Source organism: Pseudomonas sp. XS1P51 (genome assembly GCF_054897845.1).
The window spans coordinates 6,846,023-6,860,474 of record NZ_CM142707.1; the positions used below are offsets into that span (position 1 = coordinate 6,846,023).

Genomic DNA, 14,452 nt, shown 5'->3' on the forward strand with positions numbered 1-14,452 from the left:
ACGCTTGAGCCAGCAAGCGCTCAAGGATGTCGACTTCCTGTGGCGATCCATCCTGACTGATGGAGACGACAGTGCAGCGCAAGCTTTCTTGAGCAATTCCGGTCAGACATTCACCAATGACCTCGGCGGACAACAAGCGCTGTTCACCGCAAAAGGGCAACAGCTGTTCCGGCCAGAAATGTTTGCGGATACAGCTGATCCGAAGTTCTATCAGCAGTTCGTTCAAAGCGGCGTGAGTCGTGAACTGAGTACAGGTTTGCTCAAAGAACTGAAGGATTCTGGCGTTGAGATAAAAAATGGCGCTGTAGATCTCGCAAAGCTGGCCACTGAGCATCCCGATGTTGTGCTGGGTGGGTTGTGGGAAGGCGCCAAGGGGCTACCTCAAAGCGTGGTGGACGGGTTCGTGGAGAGCGGTCACGCGATTGGAGAAGGGGCGGCTGTCGGCCTCGATGATGACCTTACCCAGAAGCTGAACACCATCTACGGACAGGATGTTCATGCTGCTCAAACCACGTTGTTGGCCATTCGGACGCTACTCGCCGTGTCTGGCGCGGGTAGTGCCGCGAAGGTTGGTGGCAAGCTGTCGGAAAAGGCAGCTGAAGCAATCGGTAAAAAACTGGATGAGGTAATAGACAGGCTGGCTGAGCAGGCCTTCATAAAAAGTGGAGGTATTGTTGATAGTAAAGGCAATTCACTGATCGATCTCAAATCCCTCAGCAATGATCAGAAACGAGTCATCGGAGAAGTGTTCGGGGAATCGACTGTATGGCAAATAGTGCCTGATGGCGAAAAACTGGCGAGAATGCAAGGTGCGGGCGAGACCGGCATTGACGACTTGTTTCGGGTCAATCGCCCGGATGTTGATTATGTTGTTATCGAGTATAAATTTGTCGGCGACCCCAAGAAAGGCGGCAACGCGAGTCTGATAAATACGAATGATGGTAAACAGGGGAGTGAAAGTTGGACTCTGGGGTCCGGGCGCTTGGAGAAGGCCGTAGGGGAGCAACATGCATCTGATGTCATGCGTGCTATTGATGCTGGCCGCACCGAAACGTGGGTTGTACGGACGGGAGCGAATGGGGCAACCGAGATACAGGTGCTCGATTCGTTAGGTAAACCAAAGCCTGTCGATACGTCCAAAATATTAGCCTCAAAAACAAATCTTTCAGGAGCGCAACCATGATCCGCGACTCAATGGCCGATGGGGGATATTGGGATAAATGGACGAAACTCAGCTGCGAAAATATCACCAGGAATTTTGAACAGATTAAGAGCCCACCGGGAAATCCGGTATATCGTCCGCAGTTTATCTGGGATACATCAAAGGAAGTTCTGCGTCTTGTGCTCCGGCGCTATTCCCAGGGTGATCCCGTTTCAGAGATGGAGCAGTTGTTCCCAAAACTTCTCGATAGCTGGGCGCTGTCGAATGATCTGGCGGATGAAGTATGTGCCGAACATAAACTGAAAACCTGCCGCGACTGGGTATTCGATCTGTCGGACCTAAACCACTATATCTGGTGTTTTTGGCTGGTCGGGCTGGCGCTCGCTTTGCACATCCCTGACGACCAGTGGAACCGATTGCTTGCCCTAATTGGTGGCGAAGGTCGCGACATCTTGCTAGATCGGATAATCGCCAGTCGCCAGCCATCGCGTAGCATTGGAGATGTTCTCCTGCATCCAAAGCCCTATGCCCGATTGCTCAAAGCCATCGACGCACCCAAGGAGCACCAGGCCACTCTTCTGCGAGCGTTTGTCGATGCTTGGTACCCCGAACTCAACCGGCGCGGCAAACAGCAACCGTGGTGGTACAACTACGGAGATCCTGAAAAGCATCCGCTAGAAAAAGGCAGTTACTTTGGACGTTGGTGCATCGAAGCTGTAGCAGCCTTCGAGGCTTTCAAATTGGATGACAGCCGTTGTCTGGGACATCCGCATTATCCAGGTGATTTGCTGCGCCCCAACGGGCCGAGCACCCACAGGGCACAACCGGAAAACAAACAACCACGAAGTTGGCGGGCATTTTTTGGAATACGGCGAAAAGAGTAATCCGGTTGTCTCCAGTTGCGAACAGCATGTTCACGATGTCACCCAGCAGGATCAACATATTCCCGTGTCAAGCGTACCCGCGGTGTGAAGGGATTCATCTATAGCTCAAGGCACCAGCACCGCACCGGCGCCCAGCCCTTCGGCGATCGCCGGCCTGCCAGACAACTCCGCGCAATCAAAACCGCATAAATACCTGATCGAAACCAACCCGGCGCTCACCGACCTCAAGCAATTCATGAGTTCGGATTACCTGCTGACCAACCTCGGCTTCGACCCCGACATCAGCGCCAAGCGACTAGGTGACTTGCTGGCCATTCGAACACTACTCGCCATATCTGGAGCGGGCAGCGCTGCGAAGGCCGGTGGTAAGCTTTCGGAACAAGCCGTCGAAGCTATTGGGAAAAAACTGGATGAGGTGATAGACAGCCTGGCAGAGCAGGCTTCCATCAAAAATGGTGGTACAAAAGGACCTTTGAATACCTTGGAAGGTGTTCCTGGTCGAGTCCAGTCCCGAGTTAACTTAGCTAATGATGGTATGGAACACTTGGCTTCACGTCACTTGTCGGGCAAAGTAAATGCAAGCCAGTTTTCTATCGGGGAGCCTGAGTTGCGTGGTCTTCTGCAAAGCAAAACGGTTGTAAGTACACCGGTCACACGAATGGTAGACAGTGCTGATGGCGTGCGCTATGTGCGCGAAGTTGATGTTGGGCGTTCTATTGGTACGGATAAATTCAGTGGTGGACAGTCAACCTCGATAATGACTGTTATGACTGATAAATTTGGGAATCTAGTAACAGCATTCCCAGGGGTGCTCAAATGAGCTCTCGTGACCATGTGCGAGCGGATTTGCTGAGCTCTATGGCGTCGATGTTTTCAGGGGGCACTAATCCTCTGTTGTTGGCTGCTCTTAAAGCGGCTTTTCCCTGGTTGTCTTTTGCTCTGATCGTAAACTGGATTCCTGAGCAAGCCGAGGATATTTACTGGGTGCTGATCGACTTAGATCGTATTGCTACTGTAGAAATCTCGCGATTAAGTAGTGAATTGGCAGACGTATCAGTCGAAGTGTTAGATTTAAATAAATATAAGGAGCGTCGCCTTTCCGTTGAGAGTCGTCGAAAGCTCGAAGTTGCGATTGATCTGATGAGGGAAAATTACGCTAGGTAGAGGTATTCTCTAGTGGTACAAAAGGCATTGATAAACTTTTTGAAGCTGACCGAACACCGAAGGCAAGTGAGTTAAAACAGTTTGCCGAAAGCCGGGGATGGAAACCCTCTCAGACCGACGGTGGGCCTCTCAAATATGTTGACGAAAATGGCATTCCTCGTGTAACAATTAAATAAGGTAACTCACGTGCTCCAGGAAGTGCTGATCCGCATGTTGAGTTAAAAAGTGCAACAGGCCAAAGAACAGATGCTTTTGGTAATCCGGTAACCAGAAAAAGTCTGGGAAATCACACTTCAATTGATTTTGATCTGTGAGAATTCATATGAATTATTATGAGGTTCAGTCGCTATCAGGTTTTTACTTTGAGGATAGCTACGTCTTATCGATTGATGAGGTTTCAATTCATTGGTATTTGAATTGGAAGCCGTTCTGACTGACAAATATCCGCAATATGAGACCCCTAAGCAAGGAGAGCAATATTGCTACCGAAGCGTTTTTTTACGCTTTTTAAATACTGATTATTTAAAGTGGTTGGACCGCCGGTTCACGACATTCTTAGACGCTTCTGGCGATTCTGATTATGGGGGTATTGATAGAATTGTTGTCGATAATGGTAGTTATGCATTGTCTGGTGATTGGGGGGGCAATCCTTGTTAAGGGGGACAGGCTTTTGATATGAGAAATGAATCGAGATCTACAGCGAGAGAATTGAAGTCTAATAGAACATTGGCTGACTCGTTGAGTAAAAGTGACCCAAATAGAACTTGGGGAGAGATTGTTAATAAATATTCGGGTCAAGGATTGTCAGGAGATGATCTATGGCTGAAGATCATCGAAAAATCCCAATCATCTCGGGCGCCTGTCAATATTGGGATAGGGATGTAATGGTATGAACAGCGTTTCTGAGTCAAGTTCAGATTCTAATCATTTCATATTTTTTTCTGATTATGAGAAAGAAAGGTTTGATGAGTTTGTGGATGTTTTATTAAGGGCTTTGAGTGTCAAGGAAGAAGGTCGTGAGTTTGGTCCGTACTCGGTATTGGTCACATTTACTATGAGGGGCATAGGTTAATTTTGACGAGCGGATCATTTGAGGGATGTTTCATTTTCATGGATAAAAATAGTGCTTTTTTGGCCAAAAAATAGTTGAGAATTTTAGTGTTGTGAGTTGATTTGGATGTGCAAAAGTGGAGGTCTTCCCTCCGCTCCGCGGAGGATAAAGGGGGCAGACCCTGAGGGATCCTAAATCTACTCCAACGCCTGCGCCTGTTTGAAAAGCAGAAAGAGTCTCTGACTATTGGGTACACCAAGTAGTACAAGGATCAGCTTTCCGCCACTTAATGCTGGAGCGCATTCATCACGTGCTTCGGAAGGTCGCCTAGGTCTTTACTTAGCTCGCAGTACAGAGAGATCGGAAAGCCTGGTTCTGGTGAGTTCCATAGCGCGGATGGCACCAAGGAGTTTCGCATCGACTCCGGATCTCTATCGGGAGCTCATGCTCCTGGAGTTTCGCATGTGCACTTTGGAGTTAAAGACCCTATGGCGGGAAGTTATATATCTAACAATCATGTTCCCTATACGGACTAGGATGTCGTTATGTCTATAATTCGAGAGGGTATAGTCGTTGACGGCGAGTATTTTTGCTGGAGAGTGCTTATTGATGATGATCGTGATGGAGACAGGTTGCCAAAGGCATTCCTTCTATTCGGATTCCCCGTGACGAGCGCACCTGCGCTGTGAAATATTCATCTACCGCTCATTCAATAAAGCGGGAGATCCAAAAGGTCGCCCGTTTTCTTCACTCCGCAGCCTGTGCCCGCAATCGGCGACCAATCACATCCATCAAATCACAACCATCGCGCAAAGGTATGGCCAGCAGTTTGGAAAAGTCCGAAAGCACCACCGTGTCGCAACCAATTTCGGCGCGAAAGGCAATATTTTCCAACACCTGCGTGACCGTGCGAATGCGGTAATCCGCCATCGCTTGCAGGACATCGAGCGGTGCTTGGGTATCAATGAGCAGAGAAGCCGGGATCAGGTCGATTCCGGTGAGGGGCATGTATCGATTCATTTGAAGATCTCTGTTTGATTGGCTAATGCCGTCACTCAGTCGTCGCCAAACGAGAGGGTGGCAGCTGTACGCAGGTTGGCGAACCGGTACAGAGAAACCGGCAGACCCGAAGATCTCCCGCGCACAGCCGCCATAAATAGCGGCTTTACGGGTGCGTCGGCGCCTGCAATTAAGCTGATAGCCTTCGCATTCTCTGTATCAGGTCGCCAAACCTGAATCGCCATTTGGGCGACGGGCGGACTATAAGCTTCATCGTTCCGACGGTGCAAGGCGCCTGATTTCCGAGATTGGTGTAGGAACTTTAGCTGTGGCAGCAACTGGTCGCTGCCTTTTCCTCATACCGGTCGTGATGCCTCACCCATTCCATGATTTCCTCTTCATTGCGCCCCTTGGGCGTAAGGTCGAGGTAGTTGTAGGCGCCAACCAGCATGTCCAACCCACGCGCATACGTGGAATAGGTGTGGAAAATCTCGCCGGTTTCATTGCGATAAAACACGCTCAGGCCGGGGAGTTCTTCTTCAGATCCGTCGGATTTTTCGTAGTTGTAAGTAGCCTTGCCGGCAGCGACATCTTCAGCTCGAGCCGAGACGCCAAAGTCATAGTTGAAATCGCAGCCTTGCGACGACACCCAGTCGAATTTCCAGCCCATGCGCCGTTTGAATGCCTGGAATTCGGCGAACGGCGCGTGGGAAACCGCCACCACCGCCACGTCATGGTGAGCCAGGTGCTGGTTGGCGCCGTCGATGTGGTCGGAGAGGAACGAGCAACCGGGGCAGCCTTCGTCCCAGCCGTCGGCGAACATGAAGTGGTAGATCATCAGCTGGCTGCGGCCGCCGAACAGGTCGGCGAGTTTCAGTTCGCCGTTGGGGCCCTGGAAGTGGTAGTCCTTGTCGATTTTCACCCAGGGCAGGGCGCGGCGTTCGGCGCTGAGTTTGTCCCGTTCCCGGGTGAAGGCTTTTTCGTGGGCCAGGTGTTGCTTGCGGGCGACGAGCCATTCTTCTCGGGATACGACCGGATGATTCTGAACGTTCATTGGATTTTCTCCTGCGCGATGCTGGGAGGTGACTTACACAGCCTAGTCGTTTGACCCACACCCAATTCGACATACCGCCGGTCGGTACGGGCAAAAACCTCGGCTGAACGGCTGCGAACGCTGCCGGTCACAACCTATGAAGGCCATCTCACTCACGGGCTTGGAGGTTGAATCAGGATGACGACTTATAACTGGGATTTGATTGAGCGTTTGCTGCACGAAGTTCAGAACGGTGCGAGCAGTTTCACGCCACGACCCTATGCCGAGCAGTACGCAGCCGAAAAGGCGACGGAGGGCGAGGAGACGGAAAACCTGGACCACCTGAAAGCGGTCGCCGGCGAGTACGAAAAGTTACTGCTGGCGCGCGGCTATATTGAGCCTCGGCCTGAGGAGCAGGGAGGCACTGGTTCGAATTACATTTTGACGCCTCGGGGCTCGAGTTTATTGAGCCTGATCGACAGCAGCATTCCGGGTAATGACCATCCTCGGCAGGTGCTGGATGAGCAGGAAGATGCGCTGGATGAGGTGACGTTTGATCAGGTGGCGTCGAAGGCGCAGATTGCCTGAAGATCACGCATATCCCTGTGGGAGCGAGCCTGCTCGCGATGGCTGGGTCACATCCAGCATTGATGTCGACTGACTCACCGCAATCGCGAGCAGGCTCGCTCCCACATTGGATTTTCTTGGCATCAACTCCATGTAGGCTCAGCTCTGTTGCGCCGCCTTCAGGCACTTCAAATCATTGAAGTCCTTGCGCACCCCTTCGATTTTTTTCAACAGCCGCTGGCGCTGAACCGGCGTGCTCTCTGCCATCAAATCCACAAATAAACTTCGTGCCTGTGCTTCGGTGTTGGCGTAGGCCTGGCGATAAGCAGGCGTCCACAAACTCTCGCGATTCACCAGAAGTGTCTCGAGCCGCTGTGGGAATTCCGGACTTTGACGCTGCGCAACCGCTGCACTGAACTGCTTCTGCCAATGCACGCGGTTGGCGATCCATTGCGTGTTCTGATCACTCAAGGCAGATGACCATGCGGTTACGCGTTGCTGCTGGGTGGGGCTCAGCGGACCGAGCCAGTCATCCAGACGTTTTGTCATGCGCTCGCCTCGTTCCTTGATCTGCTGATCGAGAGACGGTTTGAGGTAGGCCTCCTGGCGTTTGCGCTGGTCCTTGGCAAAAGCGTCGTTCATCTCCGCGACTTGCTTGTCATCCAGCCCCTGCAACAATTCGATGGCCGACGGGGTGATTTCCCGGGCAGTCTGGGCGATGGCCTGTTTGGCTTCTTGAGTGCGGGTTTGCAGCGCGGCGTCGGTGACCTGGTTGGTTTCGACCATGACCTGCAAGCGGTCGAGCCAGTCGAGGTAACCCGGCAGTTGCGTGGTGCAGTGCCAGCTCAGGTGTTCTTTCAGGCGTTCGTTGAACCAGCCTTTCTGCTCGCCGTTCATGTCCAGGTAATCGCTGAGCGTCCACGGAATGATCACGTCGAGGTTGCGATAGGCCAGGCCCACGCGACTGCACGCGCCGAGGGCGAGACTGAGGGTGATGGCGACGACGAGACACTTTAACCAGCGCGACATGGGCGAGTCCTTGCGAAAGCGTAGGTTCTCATGTGATCGCAGGATGAGCCTGCCAGTTCAGCCGATCAATAGAAGGCGTGTTCGGCCTTGAGGGTCACCAGCCCGTCGCATTGGCTGTTGTGCCCGGAGTAGGCGGAGCAGTCGCCGCCGCTGAGGCTCGAATCGCTGTAGATCAGGTCCAGGTCGATGCCCATGAACGGCCGGGAAAGGGTCACTGACCAATCGGTGAAACTGCCTATGTATCCACCGTCAACGGACACCGGGGCGTTGAGCTGGTGCGTGGTGTATTTCATGCTGATCCCGATACCAAATGGCTGATTCCCACTCAGGTCGGCGAACACGGTGCTGTTCTGTTTATCCGGGTCGCTGCTGAACGCTGCACCGAACCGGCTACCCAGCAGGGTCAGGCCACCGAAGAGTTCCTGGGTGTCGAGGGTGTCCACTTTCGGATAGCTGTAATGGATCATTCCTACTTCGTAACCGAGGGTTTGATCGAAGGGTTGTTTAAAGCCCATGTAGGAATCGACTTCAAGGTTGTTCCCCGGACTCAATCCCATGCTCGGTGACCATTGGCCGAAGTAGAAACCGCTGTCGTGACTCAGGTCGAGGCCGCCGTGAAAAGAGCCAGTGGTCGAGGGTTTGACCAGCCCCTGGGCCATGCTGCGGCTGGGCGTGGTGCCGAGTTTGAGATCGAAGTCACCCAGCTCACGCTGAAATATTTGCGCATTGGCGACCGAACACGACAGCAGACTGCCGAGGAAAAAAAGAAAGGGCTTGAGCATGCGTCACTCCATGACAGCGGGGAGCAGAAACGAAAAACTGCTGAAACGCTTAATCTAGACGTGTGCAAGCATACCGGCGAATGCTCGGCATTGAGGGCCGTTCGTCGATTTTTGAGATATTGGTGTGTTTGGTGAGGTGTTGCAGAAGGGGTCCAGTCCAAGCGCTTCGAAGCTCAAAGCGCTTAGGGACCAGTTAACGCGGGGGATCTTGTAAAAAGTTACTTTTTGCCGAGCGTGATCTGCTTCGAAGGGCCGAACGTCTGGCCGCTGACGCCTTTGGCAATTTGCTGGATCTCGCCGCCGGACTTGAGGAACGCAGCAATCTGGTTGTTGATCGATTCGCTGGTTTCAACGGCTGGAGCTGGCTTTGCTTTGCTGTTGGATGCTTTTACACGCATGGCGGCCATTAACCTGTAGAAAATTAACTTGGCCACGCATCGTACAGGAAATACTTGACAATTGCTTGGTAAATATCCCCCTGAAATACACATCACAGAAGCTGGATTAATCGCAAGGTATTATTCGAAATACTCCCCTAAGCTGCTGTTTTAACTAAGAACATCTGAGGGGGAAAAGAGGTTTTTGCTGGGCTGAGAAGGGGGAAACTCATCGGGTCGGCCTGACGAGCGGCCAGACGCATCCGACAAAAACCAGGAAAATTAAGGCCTTCAGAGGATTTTCCCGCACCACCGGGCCGGGCGCCAAACGCAGCCCGCAAAACCGGGTAGAATGCCGCCCACGCAATGAGGGTATTGGAAATGGCTTTAGTCGGGCGTTACAACAGTTTGCAAGTGGTTAAACACACTAACTTCGGTTTATATCTGGACGGTGGCGCGGATGGCGAAATCCTCCTGCCCAATCGTTATATTCCCAAAGATATTCCCAGCGAAGATGAAGACTGGCTCAACGTTTTTATTTATCTGGACAGCGATGACAAACTTATCGCAACTACCGAAAAACCGAAAGTTCAGGTCGGTGAATTCGCCAGTTTGAAAGTCGTTGAAGTCAACAGCATCGGCGTATTCCTGGATTGGGGCCTGCCGAAGGATCTGTTGCTGCCGTATTCCGAAGAAAAGCGTCAGATGACCGCCGGCGAGTATGTCGTGGTGCACGTTTACCTCGACAAACATACCCGCCGCATTACCGCGACGGCGCGTCTGGACCGCTACCTGGACAAGACCCCGGCCAGCTACACCCCTGGCCAGGAAGTTGATCTGCTGGTTGCCGAAGCTACCGATATGGGTTTCAAGGCGATCATCAACAACAAGCACTGGGGCCTGATCCACAAGAACGAAATCTTCAAGTTCATGCGCGCCGGTAAAGAAGAGAAGGGCTTTATCAAAGAAGTCCGAGCCGACGGCAAGATCAGCCTGAGCCTGCAACCGGTCGGCGAAGAAGCCGCCACCAGCCTGAACTCGAAGATCCTCGCCAAGTTGCGCGACAACAACGGCACGCTGCCGGTGAGCGACAAGAGCGATCCGACGGTGATCACCAGCATGTTTGGCGTCAGCAAGGGCAACTTCAAGAAGGCCATCGGTGCGTTGTACAAGAACGGCCAGATCGTCATTCATGCCGACCGCATCGAATTGAGCTGACATTAAGCCGGCCCTGCAGGCTGCGATCTTTTGACTGTGAAAGATCAAGATCAGAAGATCGCAGCCTGCGGCAGCTCCTACGATAAGCGTTGGGCGGCAAAATCCCCGATTCACCACAAATCCAATGTGGGAGCGAGCCGGCTCGCGATCGACTGCACAGCAGTCGCCCATCTCAGTTGTATACATAAATCCTGCACCGTTTGCAGGCGCGCGCGCCCTGTTCATGGGCATCATCACCCCCACTACGTCTTGAAGGCTTTACTCTGAACAGGGTTTAAAGCCCGGTTTGTCACACCTTTAATTCGTATGGCACGCATTCTGCGTAGTAACTCGTATACAAATCATGCCAGCTCCCGTACGCAGTGTGGTCGCCACATCAGTTTCGGGGGCCGCGCCTGTACTTTCGAGGAGCCCCGCGATGACCGAGCAATTGCCCAACGGCTACAGCCCCCGCCTGTATAACCAGGACCTGGGGCCGCTGCCGCAAAAATGGAATTGGTACAACATTTTTGCTTTCTGGATGAGCGATGTGCACAGCGTCGGCGGTTATGTGTTCGCCGCCAGTCTGTTCGCCCTGGGGCTGGCCAGTTGGCAGGTGCTGATCGCCTTGCTCGGCGGGATTTGCATTGTGCAGGTGATCGCCAACCTGGTGGCCAGACCCAGCCAGCAAGCGGCGGTGCCGTATCCGGTGATCTGCCGGTTGGCGTTCGGGGTCTTCGGGGCGAATATTCCTGCGGTCATTCGCGGGTTGATCGCCGTGGCGTGGTATGGGATTCAGACATACCTGGCGTCCAGTGCCTTGATCATTGTGGTGCTGCGATTTTTTCCTTCCATGGCGGCCTACGCCGAACCGCATTTCGCCGGTTTGTCCTACCTCGGCTGGTTCGGTTTCCTCAGCTTGTGGTTCGTCCAGGCGCTGGTGTTCTGGGCTGGCATGGAGTCGATCCGACGCTTCATCGATTGGGCGGGGCCGGTGGTGTACGGCGTGATGTTCATGCTCGCCGGGTGGATTGTCTGGCAGGCGGGCTGGAGCAACATCAGTTTTACCCTCGCGGAAAAATCCCTGTCCGGCTGGGAGGCGTTCGGACAAGTGATAGTCGCGACGGCGTTGGTGGTGTCGTATTTTTCCGGCCCGACCCTGAACTTCGGCGATTTCAGCCGCTACTGCCGCAGCATGAAAGACGTGCGTCGCGGCAATTTCTGGGGCCTGCCGGTGAATTTTCTGGCGTTCTCTTTGGTAACCGTCGTGATCGTCTCCGGCACGTTGCCGGTGTTTGGTGAAATGCTGCACGACCCGATTGCCACCGTGGCGCGCATCGACAACAGCGTTGCCGTGCTGCTCGGGGCCTTTGCTTTTGTCACCGCCACCATTGGCATCAACATTGTCGCCAACTTCGTGTCCCCGGCGTTCGACTTCGCCAACGTCGCCCCGAGCAAAATCAGTTGGCGTGCTGGTGGCATGATTGCGGCTGTGGCTTCGATCTTCATCACCCCGTGGAACCTGTTCAATAACCCCGAAGTGATTCACTACACCCTCGACGTGCTGGCCGCGTTTATCGGTCCGTTGTTCGGGATCCTGCTGGTGGATTACTACTTGATCAAAAAGCAGCAGATCGACGTCGATGCGCTGTTCAATGACGGCCCGAGCGGGCGCTATTACTACAGCGGCGGGGTCAACTGGACGGCGGTCAAGGCGCTGATTCCTGCGACTCTGACGGGCGTGGCGATCACCTTCACCCCGGTGCTGCAGCCGATGGCCAACTTCGCCTGGTTTACCGGCTGCTTCCTTGGCGGTGCGCTGTACTTCATCCTGGCCAAGCGCGAACAGGCACAGCTGCCTGTGGCGCTGGCCACGGCAAGGTGACGCAACCAGGAATTTAAAGGTCTCTGGCAGGCGGCAATTTCTGGCCATTTGGTTAATAATCGACAGCATCATTTTTCGCCCCGGCGCCTCGGTTCAAGAGGAAGACCGGGGCTTTGTTTTTTACTGTCGAGTCACTGCCATGGATTGTGTTGTCGAGGTGTTCCGGTGAGCGCCAACCGGCGTAACGCCGATGGGTTTGCGCTGCAAGTGATGGTTGGTCTGTGCCTGATCTGGGGCGTGCAGCAAGTGATGATCAAGTGGGCGGCGCCCGACATTGCGCCGGTCATGCAGGCCGCCGGGCGCTCAGGCATTTCTGCGTTGCTTGTAGGATTGCTGATTTGCTGGAAGGGTGGCTGGGATCAGGTCGGCAACACTTGGCGTGGAGGTTTGTTGGCCGGTGCGCTGTTTGGACTGGAGTTCTTCTTCATTTCCGAAGGCCTGCAACTGACCACGGCCGCGCACATGTCTGTATTCCTTTACACCGCGCCGATCTTCACCGCGTTGGGCGTTCATTGGCTGCTGCCGAGCGAGCGTCTGAGACCCGTCCAGTGGCTGGGCATTTTCCTCGCCTTCGTCGGGATCGCCATTGCGTTTGCCGGTGGGGTGTCCTGGGACAACCTTGATCACCGCATGTTGATGGGCGATGCGTTGGGCGTGCTGGCCGGCGCATCCTGGGGGGCGACGACGGTGGTGGTGCGCGCCTCGCGCCTGTCGGAAGCGCCGGTGACGCTGACCCTGTTTTATCAGTTGATTGTCGGTTTCGTCGGTCTGCTGCTGATTGCGATCCTCAGCGGCCAGGTCACTCACGTCAGCCTGACCACCGTGGCGGTGGCCAGTGTGCTGTTCCAGGGATTGGTGGTGTCGTTCTTCAGCTACCTGACCTGGTTCTGGCTGCTACGCCGGTATATGGCGGCGAACCTGGCAGTGTTTTCGTTCATGACGCCGCTGTTTGGCGTCACGTTCGGTGTGGTGTTGCTGGGTGAAGAGCTGAGCCTCAACTTCGTCATCGGTGCCGTGCTGGTGCTGCTCGGCATCACGTTTGTCAGCGCTGAGCAGTGGGTGCGCCGTCGTTTGCGCAAAGCCCTCGGGCAGCAGTGACCGGGGCCAACAGCAAGCCACCGGCGATGAGCAAACCACTGCCGGCGAATACCAGCGCAGGTTGTAACCCACCACTGAAATGGCTGCTCAGTGCCGCCAGCAACGGCCCGCTGAGCTGACCCACGGCAAAGCACGCGGTCAGCAGCCCGGCATTGCGCTGGGTGGCGTGGGGCGCCAGTTCCCGGGAGCGTTGCATCACCAGCTGCATGCAGGCCAGGAACGGCGTGCCACACAGAATCACCCCCAGCGCCAGGCCCGGCCCGCTATCCAACAGGCAAGAAAAGACGCCGGCGGCTTGCAGCCACAACGTTGCCATCAGCCAATGGCGGGTGCCATTAGGGTGTTGGCGACGCAGACTCACCAGCACCACTCCGCTGGCCGATGCCAGGCCGAAGCACGGCCAGAACAAATCGGCCTGCCATTGGCCATGGAACTGTGCGTTGGCCATTTGCGAGAGGAAAGTGGCCGGGATGATGTAGCCCAAACCGTACAACCCATAGATCATCCCTAAACGGCCGATACCTTGATTGCCCGAGTTCGCGACGCTGGGTGCTGCGGCGACGATCACGGTCGGCTGCGGCAGAAACGGCAGAATCCCCAGCAGCATCACCAGTCCGACGCCGGCGTACACCAACCACAAGGTGGCGGAGGGCTGACCCAGCAGGTTCGAGCCCAAGGCCAGCAACCCTGTCAGAAAAATTCCCAGACCCGGTCCGGCAAATACCAGCGCGCCAAGCCGTGGCCGACCGGCTGCCACCGCCAACGGCTGGCTCAATGCAGTGATCATCACCAACACCCACGCGCTGGCCACACCGGTGCCGAAACGCAGCAGCAGATGCGACCAGAAGCCGTTGGCCCAAAACGATGCCAGGGTCAGCAGCACACAAAGCCACAAGCCACCCAGCAGCCGTCGCCGGACTTGTTCGGGACGACGGGAGAACATCGCATCCACTGCGCCGACGAAATAACCGAGGTAGTTGGCTGCAGCAATCAGACCGGCGGCCGTGAGATCGATCTGACCTTCACTGAGCAGGTGCGGCAGCTGCGGCGTGAGGGCGAAACGCCCGATGCCCATGGCCATCATCAGTGCGATAAAACTGGCGGACAAGCGAATCAGCGGAGACATGGTCTGAGTTCCAGCAGAGGATCAATGACCGTCAGGCTAGGACTGATTGACTTTCTTTAAAAATGAATAATAGTGAGTAACTTGTTCTGATTTGGAGA

14 protein-coding genes and 1 pseudogene are annotated in these 14,452 nt (G+C 54.6%); 9 read left to right on the forward strand and 6 right to left on the reverse strand.

Features of this window, described 5'->3' with window-relative positions; genetic code table 11:
* Positions 1-4: 4 nt before the first annotated feature.
* From ACYZUD_RS31645 to ACYZUD_RS31665, 5 genes and pseudogenes are all read left to right on the forward strand, one after another.
* Entirely contained in the window at positions 5-1,183 is a 1,179-nt protein-coding gene (locus ACYZUD_RS31645) for a hypothetical protein (RefSeq protein ID WP_462021716.1), read from the forward strand.
* The gene (locus tag ACYZUD_RS31650; RefSeq protein ID WP_462021717.1) at positions 1,180-2,046 is read left to right on the forward strand and encodes a PoNe immunity protein domain-containing protein; all 867 of its coding nucleotides are present in this window, start codon (positions 1,180-1,182) and stop codon (positions 2,044-2,046) included. Before ACYZUD_RS31645 ends, ACYZUD_RS31650 begins: the two co-directional genes overlap by 4 nt.
* Positions 2,047-2,194: 148 nt before the next feature.
* Positions 2,195-2,350: pseudogene (locus ACYZUD_RS31655) on the forward strand (hypothetical protein); the annotation flags it as partial.
* Positions 2,351-2,862: 512 nt separating this feature from the next.
* Positions 2,863-3,210: a hypothetical protein gene (locus ACYZUD_RS31660; RefSeq protein ID WP_462021718.1), complete on the forward strand. Its 348-nt coding sequence runs from the start codon at positions 2,863-2,865 to the stop codon at positions 3,208-3,210.
* An 889-nt stretch (positions 3,211-4,099) separates the two neighbouring features.
* Complete coding sequence (locus tag ACYZUD_RS31665; protein WP_462021719.1) at positions 4,100-4,282, forward strand: hypothetical protein; 183 nt, start codon at positions 4,100-4,102, stop codon at positions 4,280-4,282.
* Between the two features lie 726 nt (positions 4,283-5,008).
* Here ACYZUD_RS31665 and ACYZUD_RS31670 read toward each other — a convergent pair.
* Positions 5,009-5,281, reverse strand: a complete 273-nt coding sequence (locus ACYZUD_RS31670; protein WP_129442062.1) for a hypothetical protein — start codon at positions 5,279-5,281, stop codon at positions 5,009-5,011.
* Between the two features lie 301 nt (positions 5,282-5,582).
* Complete coding sequence (locus ACYZUD_RS31675; RefSeq protein ID WP_462021720.1) at positions 5,583-6,314, reverse strand: DUF899 domain-containing protein; 732 nt, start codon at positions 6,312-6,314, stop codon at positions 5,583-5,585.
* A gap of 177 nt (positions 6,315-6,491) precedes the next feature.
* On the opposite strand from ACYZUD_RS31675, the gene ACYZUD_RS31680 reads away from it, so the two are divergent.
* Positions 6,492-6,881, forward strand: coding sequence for a transcriptional regulator (locus ACYZUD_RS31680; RefSeq protein ID WP_462021721.1), 390 nt, complete (start codon positions 6,492-6,494; stop codon positions 6,879-6,881).
* 138 nt (positions 6,882-7,019) lie between these two features.
* Here the strand turns inward: ACYZUD_RS31680 and ACYZUD_RS31685 are convergent, their stop codons facing one another.
* The 3 genes from ACYZUD_RS31685 to ACYZUD_RS31695 all read right to left on the reverse strand — a co-directional run bounded on the left by ACYZUD_RS31685 (position 7,020) and on the right by ACYZUD_RS31695 (position 9,078).
* Entirely contained in the window at positions 7,020-7,889 is an 870-nt protein-coding gene (locus ACYZUD_RS31685) for a DUF6279 family lipoprotein (RefSeq protein WP_462021722.1), read from the reverse strand.
* 65 nt (positions 7,890-7,954) lie between these two features.
* The gene (locus tag ACYZUD_RS31690; protein ID WP_462021724.1) at positions 7,955-8,671 is read right to left on the reverse strand and encodes a TorF family putative porin; all 717 of its coding nucleotides are present in this window, start codon (positions 8,669-8,671) and stop codon (positions 7,955-7,957) included.
* Between the two features lie 218 nt (positions 8,672-8,889).
* Positions 8,890-9,078, reverse strand: a complete 189-nt coding sequence (locus tag ACYZUD_RS31695) for a hypothetical protein (RefSeq protein ID WP_017337097.1) — start codon at positions 9,076-9,078, stop codon at positions 8,890-8,892.
* A 351-nt stretch (positions 9,079-9,429) separates the two neighbouring features.
* Here ACYZUD_RS31695 and ACYZUD_RS31700 point away from each other — a divergent pair, with 351 nt between their 5' ends.
* The 3 genes from ACYZUD_RS31700 to ACYZUD_RS31710 all read left to right on the forward strand — a co-directional run bounded on the left by ACYZUD_RS31700 (position 9,430) and on the right by ACYZUD_RS31710 (position 13,228).
* The gene (locus ACYZUD_RS31700; protein WP_462021726.1) at positions 9,430-10,266 is read left to right on the forward strand and encodes a CvfB family protein; all 837 of its coding nucleotides are present in this window, start codon (positions 9,430-9,432) and stop codon (positions 10,264-10,266) included.
* 418 nt (positions 10,267-10,684) lie between these two features.
* Complete coding sequence (locus ACYZUD_RS31705; protein WP_462021727.1) at positions 10,685-12,130, forward strand: NCS1 family nucleobase:cation symporter-1; 1,446 nt, start codon at positions 10,685-10,687, stop codon at positions 12,128-12,130.
* A gap of 165 nt (positions 12,131-12,295) precedes the next feature.
* The gene (locus tag ACYZUD_RS31710; protein ID WP_462021728.1) at positions 12,296-13,228 is read left to right on the forward strand and encodes a DMT family transporter; all 933 of its coding nucleotides are present in this window, start codon (positions 12,296-12,298) and stop codon (positions 13,226-13,228) included.
* On the opposite strand, the gene ACYZUD_RS31715 is transcribed toward ACYZUD_RS31710, so the two are convergent.
* Positions 13,173-14,354 (reverse strand): MFS transporter, encoded by a 1,182-nt coding sequence (locus tag ACYZUD_RS31715; protein ID WP_462021729.1) that lies wholly within the window; start codon positions 14,352-14,354, stop codon positions 13,173-13,175. The two genes, ACYZUD_RS31710 and ACYZUD_RS31715, sit on opposite strands and share 56 nt — an antisense overlap.
* Positions 14,355-14,452 lie beyond the last annotated feature (98 nt).